The following is an 11,320-nucleotide window of genomic DNA, read 5'->3' as shown; positions in this document are numbered from 1 at the left end:
CTTATCGCGGGCAAGCACCGCTCCCACAAGAAACCGCATGGGGGCAAAACATCGCTGCTCCTGCCCTAATACCTTTATGGAATATCAATATTCAATAATCATCGTTGAAGGAATATTTCACGGCTTCTACTATTCGTTATCCGAATTCATGAGCCTTATGAATTTGAAAATTTATGAGTGTGGAATGCTTCTTGTATAGCAAGTGACCACCTTTTCTCGAATGCCGAGTATTGAAAATGTCCGATCTGAACACCGCCAGCGGTCTTGCCGCGCTGGAAGCTCGCTTGCAGCAGGATTTGCAATGGCTGGATTTGCCTGCTGCGCCTTGGGTAAAGCCTCGGGTCAATGACGGGCAGGCGGTGTTGGATGTGGCCATTATCGGTGGCGGCATGGCGGGCCTGGCACTGGCCGCCGAGCTGCGCAATATGGGTGTAATCGCCCGCATTTACGACCAGTCGCCAGCCGGTTTCGAAGGCCCGTGGGCGACTACTGCGCGTATGGAAACCCTGCGTTCACCCAAGCAACTGACTGGCCCCGCATTGGGCTTGCCTGCGCTGACATTCAGAGCCTGGTTCGAGGCGCAGTTCGGTCTGGCGGCGTGGAATGCGCTGGACAAGATTCCGCGTCTGCAATGGGCGGATTACCTGCGCTGGTATCGCAAGGCGCTCAAGCTGGATGTGCGCAACGAGCATCGCGTGAGCCGTGTCCAGCCTCGGGCTGATGGTCTGGTTGACCTTGATATCCAGCATGCCGGGCAGCTTCAAACTATTGTGGCTCGCCATGTGGTATTGGCTACCGGTCGCGACGGTCTGGGCGGTCCTTGGGTGCCTGATTTTGCCAACGATTTACCACGGCATTTCTGGGCGCATTCGTCTGATGGATTGCAGGATGAATGGTTTGTCGGCAAGCGCGTTGCCGTGATCGGTGGTGGTGCGTCGGCCATGGACAGCGCCGCCACCGCGCTGGAAGCTGGTGCGAAACGCGTCGATCTGTTGATTCGCCGGGCAGAGCTGCCGCGGGTCAATAAAGGCAAGGGCGCTGGCAATCCGGGCATGACCCACGGTTACTGGCGGTTGCCGGATGCCTGGAAGTGGCGGATTCGCAAATACCTGAACACTCAGCAAGTCCCACCGCCACGGGGCAGTACTCAGCGGGTTTCCCGCTCACCCAACTCACGTTTTCTGCTGAATAGCCCGGTTGTCGCCGTTCAGGAAAACCCGGCCGGTGGCCTGTGGGTGGATACGCCGAAGGCCCGCATCGAGGTGGACTTTCTGGTATTCGCTACCGGCTTTCGCACCAACTTTCAGCTGCGTCCCGAGTTCGCCAGTTTTGCCCAGCATGTCCGCGCCTGGAGTGACAGCTTCACACCACCGGGCGGCGAGCCGGATAACGAACTGGAGGACTTGCCAGACCTGGGCCTGTGCTTCGAGTTTCAGGAGAAAACCCCCGGCGCATGCCCCGGCATCGGGCAGATTCATTGCTTCAACTATCCGGCAGCCCTGAGCTACGGCGCGGTGTCAGGTGATATTCCGGCCATCAGCGAAGGCGCCAAGCGTCTCGCTCAAGGCCTGGCAGGGCAGTTGTTCAACGAAGACATCGAGCTGCATTTTACCGCCATGCAGAATTACGCCGAGCCTGAGTTGCTCGGTGATGAATGGGTCGCCAGCGAGCCGACGGCTCAAGAGTTACGCCGATGATCGGCTGGCTGGTGCGTCGCCTGAGTCAGTCGCTGCTGGTGGTGCTGCTGATGACCCTGGTGGTTTTCATTGGCCTGAACGCCATCGGCAACCCGATGGACATTCTGGTCGGCGAGGACCTCAATCAGGCCGAACGGCTGGCGGCCATAGCTCATCTGGGGCTGGACAAGCCGTTATGGCAGCAATATCTGCTGTTCCTCAAGGGCGCAGTGCAAGGCAATCTAGGCCAGAGCTTTGTTTACCACGAAGACGCCATGCGCCTGATCGTGCAACGCCTGCCCGCGACATTTGAGCTGGCCTTCAGCGCGATGTTTCTCGCTGTTGTCCTCGGCGTGCCATTGGGCATGTTCGCCGGCAGCTATCCCGATCACCCGTTGTCACGCATGTTGATGGCCTCCAGCATCGTCGGCTTTTCACTGCCCGCGTTCTGGGTGGCGTTGATGATGATCATGCTGTTCTCCATCAAGCTTGGCTGGCTGCCTGCCAGTGGCCGCGGTGAGACGCGCGAGCTGTTCGGTATCCAGTGGTCTTTCCTGACCCTCGACGGTTTGCAGCATCTGATTTTGCCGGCGCTCAATCTTGCGCTGTTCAAGATATCCCTGGTGCTGCGCCTGACCCGTGCTGGCGTGCGTGAAGTGCTGCCGCAGGAGTACGTGAAGTTTGCCCGGGCCAAAGGCCTGTCGCCGGTGCGGGTGATGTGCATGCATGTGATGCGCAACACCATGATTCCGCTGGTCACGGTGTTGGCCATGGAGCTGGGTTCGACCATCGCCTATGCGGTGGTGACCGAAAGCATTTTCGCCTGGCCCGGTGCAGGCAAGCTGATTCTGGACAGCATCAATATGCTCGACCGCCCGGTGGTGGTGGCTTATCTGATGGTGGTTGTGGTGATTTTTGTGGTGCTCAATCTGATTGTCGATGCGTTGTATTACTTCCTCGACCCGCGTGTTCGTGTGGAGGCCAAACGATGAGCCAGGCCCCTGTAGCGACCTTCAAGGCGCAATCTCCATGGCGGCGCGGCGTCTCGGAGTTCAAGACTTCGCCGACGGCCATGCTCGGTTTGCTGGTGTTGGTGTTTATTGTCGGCGTTGCGGCGCTGGCACCCTGGATTGTTCACCAGAACCCCTATGACCTGATGCAGCTCAACGTTCTGGATGCGCGCCTGCCGCCGGGCACGGAAAACGTCGACGCCGGTTATACCTATTGGCTGGGCACCGACGGCCAGGGTCGCGATTTGCTGTCGGCGATCATTTACGGCCTGCGTATCAGCCTCTGGGTCGGTATTGGCTCCGCACTGATCGCGGCGGTACTCGGCACTATGCTCGGTCTGTTATCGGCATACGCGGGCGGTTGGGTCGATGCGTTGTTGATGCGTCTGGTGGATTTGCTGTTGTCATTTCCAGTGATTCTCATGGCGTTGATGATTCTCGCCTGGCTGGGCAAAGGCGTCGGCAATGTGATGCTCACCCTGGTAGTACTGGAATGGGCCTACTACGCCCGTACCGCCCGAGGTCAGGCGCTGACTGAAAGTCGCCGCGAATACGTCGATGCCGCTCGGGGCCAGGGCGTTGGTTCATGGCGCATTGTGGTCGGACATATTCTGCCCAACTGCCTGCCACCGCTGATCGTGATCGGCGCGCTGCAGATCGCCCGGGCGATCACCCTGGAAGCGACCTTGTCGTTCCTCGGTCTTGGCGTGCCGATTACCGAGCCTTCGCTGGGGTTGCTGATCGCCAACGGCTTTCAATACATGCTCAGCGACGAGTACTGGATCAGCTTCTATCCCGGTGTGGCGCTGCTGATAACCATCGTTGCCATCAACCTGGTGGGCGACCGTCTGCGTGATGTGCTGAACCCGAGGTTGCAACGATGAGCCTGCCAAACAGTTCTGCCGAATCGTTAGCCGTCGAGCAAGCGGCCAGCGTGCAGCCGACGCTGGATGTGCGCGGCCTGTGTACGTCGTTCTATACCCGCGCCGGGGTGCTACCCGCGGTGCGTGATGTGTCCCTGAGCATTCAACCGGGGCGAATTCTGGGTCTGGTGGGCGAGTCCGGTTCCGGCAAATCAGTCACCGGTTTCTCGATTCTGGGTCTGGTGGATGAGCCGGGACGTATCAGCGGCGGTGAAGTGTTGTTTCAAGGCCGTGACCTGACCCGCTTGTCTGCCAGGGAGTTGCGCCACCTGCAAGGCAATCGCATCGCGATGATCTTTCAGGACCCGATGATGACCCTCAATCCGGTGCTGCGCGTCGACACGCAAATGATCGAGGCGGTGCAAGCGCATCAGCCCCTCAGCCGCGCCGAGGCCCGGGAGCATGCCAGCCGTACGTTGGCGCTGCTGGGCATCGCCAGTCCTGATGAGCGACTGCGCGCTTACCCGCACCAGTTGTCCGGTGGCATGCGTCAGCGGGTGGCGATTGCCATTGCATTGCTGCATTCGCCAGACCTGATCATTGCCGATGAACCCACCACAGCACTGGACGTGACCATTCAGGCACAGATCCTCAGTGAAGTGCAGAAGCTGGTCCGTCAGCAGGGCACTTCGCTGATCTGGATTACTCACGACCTGTCGGTAGTCGCCGGTCTGGCGGACGATATTGCGGTGATGTACGCCGGGCGCATCGTCGAACAAGGCACCGTCGCGGCGGTGCTGGATCGCCCGCAACACCCTTATACCCAAGGCCTCATCGACAGCCTGCCGAGCCGTAACAAACGCGGTCAGCGGTTACGGCAGATTCCCGGCATGGCGCCGGATCTGCTGTCGATGCCAACAGGTTGTGCCTTCGCTGCGCGCTGTACCCGAGCAACTTCGGTGTGCGAGCAGGATCCCCCCAGTCAAGCGATAGAGCCGGGCCGACTGGTCCGCTGTTTTCATCCGGGAGCCGCCGATGAGCAATGAATCGACGCCAATCATCGAGCTGAGCGATGTCAGCAAGACATTCGGCAAAGCCAGTCCCGACAGCGGACTGCAACATCTCTTGCAGCGTTTGCAATTGACCCGGCCGACGTCAGTGACACACGCGGTCGACCGGGTTGACCTGCGCATTGTGCGGGGCGAAGTGGTGGGGCTGGTCGGCGAGTCCGGCTGTGGCAAGTCGACCCTTGGCCGGATGGTCGCGGGCTTGCTGCCGGTGTCTTCCGGCACGGCGTCCATTGACGGCAAGTCCATTGAAGATTTCACCCATGAAGAGCGTCAGGCGGCGCGACTGAAAATCCAGATGATTTTTCAGGATCCATCCGCCAGTCTTAATCCGCGTCTTCGCGTTGATCGTATCGTCGGGGAGGGCGCGTTGCTCCATGGCCTGACCGATAAGGCCGGGTTCGACGATTACGTCAGCGCGCAACTGCAACGTGCCGGGCTCAGCCCGCAATTACGCCAACGCTATCCGCACCAGTTCAGCGGCGGTCAGCGTCAGCGCATCGGTATCGCTCGTGCGTTGGCGGTGCAGCCTGAGCTGCTGGTTTGCGATGAGTCGGTGGCGGCCCTGGACGTGTCGATTCAGGCGCAGATTCTCAACCTGTTCATGGACCTGCGCGACGAGCTGGGTCTGACCTATCTGTTCATCAGCCATGACCTTGGTGTGGTCGAGCATCTGTGCGATCGCGTGGTGGTGATGTACCTGGGGCGGGTCGTGGAGAGCGCCGACGTCGACGATCTGTTCAGTCGTGCCAATCATCCTTACACCCAGGCCTTGTTGGCGCAGATCCCGCGTTTCGATATTCGCAGTGCCCGTTATGACGCGATCAAAGGGGAAATCCCCAGCCCGCTGAACCCGCCTGCCGGGTGTCATTTCCATCCTCGTTGCCCGCACGCCATGGCGCGCTGTCGCGTGGAAGTTCCACCGCTCAGGGAGGTTTCGCCGAACCACCTGAGCGCTTGCCACCTCAACGAAACAGCCTGAACGGACGCTTGATCGTCCGTCTTTCTTATTGCCATTGCGTACAAGGAAACAACACATGAAACCTCTTGTTCGTTCACTGTTGGCCTCGGCCCTGATTCTGGCTGGCGGCAGCGCCTCGGCTGAAGCGTTGCGTATCGGTTACGCCGACCCGGTCTCGTCCCTCGATCCGCAACTGAATAACTACGCCGGTGATCGTTCGGTGGCGCTGCATGCCTTCGAATCGCTGGTCAATCGTCACGACGACAAGACCCTGCCGGGCCTGGCCAAGAGTTGGAAAGTGCTGGACGACAAGACCTGGGAGTTCAGCCTGCGCGATGACGTCAAATGGCAGGACGGCAAGCCGCTCACCGCCGATGACTTCGTGTTTTCCTTCGAACGAGCCCGGGCCGTACCCGGTTCCGTTGCGTCTTACGCAGGAGCCATGCGGACCGTCGAGTCGATCCAGGCCAAGGATGATCACACCCTGATCATCAAGACCCGCTCTCCTAACGCCAACCTGCTGCCGGACGTCGATTCGATCTACATCGTCAGCCGTCACGTGGGTGCAGGTGCCGCGAGCGCTGATTACAACTCGGGCAAAGCGATGGTCGGCACCGGGCCTTATCGTTTCGTTTCCTTTGTGCCGGGCGACCGCACGATTTTCGAGCGCAACAACGCGTATTGGGGCGAGAAGCCGCTGTGGGACAGCGTTGATTATCGTTATATCGCCAATGCCGCGAGCCGCACCGCAGCCTTGCTGGCGGGTGATGTGGACGTGATCGACAAGGTCTCGCCAACGGACGTGGCCCGCCTGCGTCAAAGCCCGAATGTGAAGGTTTACGCTTACTCCGGGCTGCGTGCACTGATTGTTCAGCCGAGCTTCCGCGAAGGCCCGAACGAGTTTATCCGTGACAACGCGGGCAAACCTCTGGAGCAAAACCCGCTGCGCGATGTGAAGGTGCGCAAGGCGTTGTCGCTGGCGATCAATCGTCAGGCGATTGTCGAACGCATCATGCAAGGCACCGTGACCGAGGCCAACCAGTGGATGCCCGCCAATACCTTCGGCTATAACGCGGACCTGAAAAACATTCCGTACGACCCGAAACAGGCCAAGGAGCTGTTGAAGGAAGCGGGCTTCCCGGATGGCTTCCAGTTGACCGTGCACGTACCGGGTGACCGTTACCCGCAAGCGCCGGAAACCATGCAGGCCGTGGCACAGTTCTGGTCGCGGATTGGCGTCAAGGTGCAACTGGAAGTGTTGCCCTGGGCGGTTTACGCCGGTAAGGCCAACAAGAACGAACTGGCAATCAGTGTGATTGGCTGGGGTAACGGCACTGGCGAAGCGGCTTATGCGCTGACCAACATTCTGACCACCGTCGACAGCGCCAAGGGTCTGGGTGCCTCCAACTGGGGTCACTACAGCAACCCGCTGGTGGATCAGGCATTGACCAAAGCCACCGCCGAGTTCGACGAAGCCAAGCGCCGGGCCATTCTGGAAGAGTCCGCGAAGGTCGTGACCGACGACGTCGGTATCATTCCGCTGTTCCACTATCAGAACATCTGGGCTGCGCGCAAAGACCTGAAAGTTGAGCCTCTGGTCAGCGACCGCACGGCCGCAAGCATGGTTACCAAACTGCCTTGAAGTCTTGAAACCCTGAGCCTGACGCCTTGCTGGCGACAGGCATCAGCCCGATGCACTCAGAGGATTTGTGATGAATTCCACCGCTCAATCGCCGGATGTCCTGGATGATTTGCTGGGTCTGACGCCCGGCACGCATCTGCATCAGGTTCGCCATGCCCGTGACAAAGTGCTGGCCGCGACTCAGGGCAGCCACGCGCAGTTTTTCGACCCGCTGCTTGAGAATAATCTGTCCCTGAATGAGCGCCTGCTGGTGGCCTATTTTGCCAGCCGTCTGACGCCCAGCCCGTTGTTGGCTGATTACTATAAAGAGCAGTTGCAGGCGTTGAGCGTTGATCCGTTGCTGATTGGCGCACTGGATTTCGCAGCCCTTGAGCGCGTAACCGATGCTCGCTTGCACGCCATTCTCGGTTTTACCCGCACTCTGATCGAGCGCCCGGTGGAAGGTGATCAGCAGGCGTTGCATGTGCTGCAGCAAGCCGGATTGTCGACCGCAGAAATCGTCGTGCTCGCACAGTTGATTGCCTACCTGTCGTATCAGATTCGCCTGGCGGCAGGTCTTGCCGCGTTGTCAGCCGCAGGAGCCGCGTCATGAGTGAGCCTATCCGTATCAACGGTTTCACCAGCGAAGTATTGGGCTGGAAAGCCTGGCTGCCAACCATCGAGCTCGACAGCGCGACACCCGAACAAGTGGCCGTGCTGGAAGAGAGTCATCCGCAGGCCAAGGTGTCCGATTATTACCTGACCCTGGCGCATCAGCCCGAGGTGCTGCGTCAGCGCTCTCTGGCCTTCAACGCCATCATGTACGCCCCCGGCGGTTTGTCGCGTGCCGAACGTGAACTGGCGAGCACCGTGGTTTCCCGTATCAATCAGTGTGTGTATTGCGCCTCGGTACATGCCCAGCGCTTTGAGCAACTGGCAAAGCGTAACGATGTGATTGCCGAGATCTTCACCGATCCTGAAACGGCCGGGACAACTGAGCGGGAAAAGGCCATCGTGCGTTTTTCCATCGATCTCACCCTTGATCCGGCTGCGCTGGGTGCTGAACACATCGGGCCATTGCGCGCGCAAGGTCTGGATGATGCGCAGATTCTGGACCTGATCCACGCGATCTCTATTTTCGCCTGGGCCAATCGTTTGATGCTCAACCTGGGCGAGCCGGTTTACAAAGACGCGTGAAGATGGGGTAGAGGAGATGCCCAACCCCGTTGGGTCGGCGTTAGCCGGGAGGGTGTCGGCACATCGCAAATTTCCTTCGCCAGAAATCAGCAATCAGGCGTTTGAATAAAAACCTCGCTAAAAATTGTACAAGATCGTGTTCCTCGTATAGCTTTTATGTCTTAGGGGTCAGCATCCGGGTGTTGTTGTGGTCTTTGACCTTGCATCTGGTTGCTGGCCCTTTTTTGGTCTTGCCCTGAAGATCCGGACGAGAGGCGATGTATGGCACGACTTTGTATGACACGACTTTGCTTGGTGGTTTTTCTGCTGTTCAGTCAAGTGCTCAGCCAGGTGGCGAACGCTTCCTGGCAGGAAGCGCTGCCCAATGCGCAGGTCATCGGTGGGGGCGATCTGCGGGTGTTTGGCTTTCGTGTCTACACCGCGCGCTTGTTGAGTGCCGGCAAGCCTTTGAAGGCCGATCAGCCTTTTGCGCTGGAGCTGACTTATCACCGGACGATTTCCCGGGATGATCTGGTTGAGGCCAGTATCGTCGAGATCAAGCGTACTTCCCCGAAGGCGATCCCCGAAACGCAGCTGGTCGCCTGGCGTGAGCAAATGGCTCAGGCGTTTGTCGATGTAGAAGAGGGCATGAAGATCACCGGGGTGTATTTCCCGGGTCGAGAGGCGCGTTTTTATGTCGGTGACAAGCTGCAGCATGTTGTACAGGATCCGCAGTTTGCCAAAGCATTCTTTGATATCTGGCTGAGCCCGAAAACCCGTAACCCGGAGCTGCGTGAGCAACTGATGGGCGGGGCACGTAAATAACTCATTTCTCTGCTGGGAGCTGCACCATGTTGAAGGCCATGATCATCGCTGCATGCATTGGTTTGACTGCCTGCAGCGGCGTGGACGTGAAGCAATACAGTCAGGAAACCCCAAAGCTGGATCTGCGGGAATACTTCACCGGGCGTGTTGTCGCCCAAGGCATCTTCCAGAAGCGTTCCGGGGAAGTCACCAAACGCATGGACGTGGTGATCAATGGTCGCAGCGAAGGTGACGCGCTGATCCTGCACGAAGACTTCACCTACAGCGACGGTAAAAAAGAAACCCGGGTATGGACGCTGGTTCCTGACGGGCCGGGCCGCTGGAAGGGAACGGCGGGAGATGTCGACGGTGAGGCTTTCGGTGAAGTGTCCGGCAATGCCTTTCACTGGCGTTACGTGCTGAACCTGCCGGTGGACGGGAGCACGTACAAAGTGCACTTCGACGACTGGATGTACCTGCTGGACGAAAAGACCCTGGCCAATCGCTCGTACATGAGCAAGCTGGGTGTGGAGTTGGGACAGGTGACGTTTTTCTTTCGTAAAGAATGATTAGTCGGTAGAGGAGCTTTCATCGAACATAAAAAAACTCACTGAATAAATGCGGCTTTTATGTGGGAGCGGTGCTTGCCCGCGATAAGAACACCGCGATTTACCCTTCAGAGCTCGTCGCCGCTTATCGCGGGCAAGCACCGCTCCCACAAGTACTCCGTCGGCAGCGGGACAGCGTGGTGTCAGGATTGGTTTTTTCATCTGCCTGTCTGAAATTTCTTGAAACCTTCTCTGCCGATCCTTCCCACCCCTCTGTACTATGGCTACCCCCGGCCATCGATGCCGGACGCATGAACACGAATTTCCTCACCGGACGCCCTGCATGACCAAGCCTGTTTCAACCTCCAGCAGAGATTTCATTCTGGTGGCCTGCGCCTTGTTGATCGTCATGGTTGGCACCACGCTGCCGACGCCACTGTATGTTTATTACCAACAGCAAATGGGCTTTGGCGAAACCTGGGTAACGCTTATTTTCTCGATCTACGCCGCAGGGGTCATCGCCGCGTTGCTGGCAGTGGGCAGTTGGTCCGATCAGGTCGGGCGCCGTCCGATGCTGTGTGCGGGGCTGGTCATGGGCGCGATCAGTGCGGTTATTTTCCTGTACTGCAATTCCATTGGCGGTCTGTTGCTGGGCCGACTGTTTTCCGGGTTTTCCGCCGGGATCATGACCGGTACTGCAACGGTGGCAATCATCGAGCTGGCCCCCAAGTCCTGGAGCAAGCGCTCCACGCTGGTGGCGACGGCTGCCAACATGTTCGGCCTCGGGCTTGGACCTTTGCTGGCAGGTCTGACCTCACAGCATCTGCCGCATCCCCTGCAACTGGTGTTCTGGCTGCATCTGGGGTTTCTGGGCATTGCGTTGGTGGGTGTCATGGTTGCCCGGGAAACAGTCAAGCGCCCGGAGGTACCACGCCTGCGGGTTATGCGGCCTTCGATTCCTGCCGAAGTGCGCGGTCTGTTCATTCCGGCAGCCATCGCCGGGCTGGCAGGCTTTAGCGTTGCCGGGCTGTTCACCAGCATGGTGCCGTCGATCATGCGTCAGGTCATGGAGCAATCCAGTGGCATCGTGATCGGTGCCGTGGTCGGCTCGTTCTTCGCCGCATCGGTAGTCGGTCAAGCGCTGTTGCAATGGTTGCCGTCTCGTCAGCACATGACCCTGGGTTGCGTCGCGTTGATCCTTGGCATGCTGACCCTGGGCCTGAGTATCGCGACTGAGCATATGCTGTTGCTGATCGTTGCGGGTATCACCGCAGGTATCGGCCAGGGCATGGTGTTCCGCGCTGGCATGGGCGCGGTAACGGCCGCCAGCCCGCCGCATCAGAAAGCCGCGGTCGCCTCGGCGCTGTTTGTGGTGTTGTACCTGTCCATGTCATTGCCGGTGATTGCTGTCGGGGTCAGCGTGCCGGTGTTTGGCTTGCGCCATGTGGGTGAGTTCTTCAGCGCTCTTGTTGCGTTGATTGCCGTGATTGCGATGTGGAGCATGAGAAGGGCGCAGGCTGCGGCGGCTTGATGCAGCATTTCTGGCGGAAGAGATAGCTCAGAGGTTTTGATGAGCCTGACTTGAAATGCTTCC

11 protein-coding genes are annotated in these 11,320 nt (G+C 59.0%); all 11 read left to right on the top strand.

Translation table 11 applies throughout. The features are described from left to right. The first annotated feature begins 236 nt into the window (after nt 1-236). The 11 genes from H8S59_RS23200 (at nt 237) to H8S59_RS23150 (ending at nt 11,257) form a co-directional block, all read left to right on the top strand. Nucleotides 237-1,697, top strand: a complete 1,461-nt coding sequence (locus H8S59_RS23200) for a SidA/IucD/PvdA family monooxygenase (protein ID WP_187522938.1) — start codon at nt 237-239, stop codon at nt 1,695-1,697. After that, nucleotides 1,694-2,668: an ABC transporter permease gene (locus tag H8S59_RS23195; RefSeq protein WP_187522937.1), complete on the top strand. Its 975-nt coding sequence runs from the start codon at nt 1,694-1,696 to the stop codon at nt 2,666-2,668. Before H8S59_RS23200 ends, H8S59_RS23195 begins: the two co-directional genes overlap by 4 nt. Further along, nucleotides 2,665-3,570, top strand: coding sequence for an ABC transporter permease (locus H8S59_RS23190; protein ID WP_095095931.1), 906 nt, complete (start codon nt 2,665-2,667; stop codon nt 3,568-3,570). Before H8S59_RS23195 ends, H8S59_RS23190 begins: the two co-directional genes overlap by 4 nt. Beyond that, nucleotides 3,567-4,595 (top strand): ABC transporter ATP-binding protein, encoded by a 1,029-nt coding sequence (locus tag H8S59_RS23185; RefSeq protein WP_187522936.1) that lies wholly within the window; start codon nt 3,567-3,569, stop codon nt 4,593-4,595. Before H8S59_RS23190 ends, H8S59_RS23185 begins: the two co-directional genes overlap by 4 nt. Next, nucleotides 4,585-5,598 carry an ABC transporter ATP-binding protein gene (locus tag H8S59_RS23180; RefSeq protein WP_187522935.1) on the top strand — a complete coding sequence of 338 codons (1,014 nt, stop codon included), beginning with the start codon at nt 4,585-4,587 and terminating at the stop codon, nt 5,596-5,598. The genes H8S59_RS23185 and H8S59_RS23180 overlap by 11 nt, the downstream gene beginning before the upstream one ends. Before the next feature lie 55 nt (nt 5,599-5,653). After that, nucleotides 5,654-7,219 carry an ABC transporter substrate-binding protein gene (locus tag H8S59_RS23175; protein ID WP_095095940.1) on the top strand — a complete coding sequence of 522 codons (1,566 nt, stop codon included), beginning with the start codon at nt 5,654-5,656 and terminating at the stop codon, nt 7,217-7,219. Nucleotides 7,220-7,289: 70 nt separating this feature from the next. Then, on the top strand, nt 7,290-7,811 hold the full coding sequence (locus H8S59_RS23170; protein ID WP_187522934.1) for a CMD domain-containing protein: 522 nt from the start codon (nt 7,290-7,292) through the stop codon (nt 7,809-7,811). Further along, complete coding sequence (locus tag H8S59_RS23165) at nt 7,808-8,395, top strand: peroxidase-related enzyme (RefSeq protein ID WP_095095945.1); 588 nt, start codon at nt 7,808-7,810, stop codon at nt 8,393-8,395. Before H8S59_RS23170 ends, H8S59_RS23165 begins: the two co-directional genes overlap by 4 nt. A 276-nt stretch (nt 8,396-8,671) precedes the next feature. Beyond that, nucleotides 8,672-9,199: a chalcone isomerase family protein gene (locus H8S59_RS23160; protein WP_187522933.1), complete on the top strand. Its 528-nt coding sequence runs from the start codon at nt 8,672-8,674 to the stop codon at nt 9,197-9,199. A 26-nt stretch (nt 9,200-9,225) separates the two neighbouring features. After that, nucleotides 9,226-9,747, top strand: a complete 522-nt coding sequence (locus H8S59_RS23155) for a DUF3833 domain-containing protein (RefSeq protein WP_187522932.1) — start codon at nt 9,226-9,228, stop codon at nt 9,745-9,747. Between the two features lie 322 nt (nt 9,748-10,069). Beyond that, nucleotides 10,070-11,257: an MFS transporter gene (locus tag H8S59_RS23150; protein ID WP_187522931.1), complete on the top strand. Its 1,188-nt coding sequence runs from the start codon at nt 10,070-10,072 to the stop codon at nt 11,255-11,257. Nucleotides 11,258-11,320 lie beyond the last annotated feature (63 nt).

This window comes from Pseudomonas folii (assembly GCF_014357575.1).
Taxonomy (GTDB): domain Bacteria; phylum Pseudomonadota; class Gammaproteobacteria; order Pseudomonadales; family Pseudomonadaceae; genus Aquipseudomonas; species Aquipseudomonas folii.
Note: the sequence above shows the minus strand (reverse complement) of the source record. Positions and strands in the feature narration are given on the sequence as shown.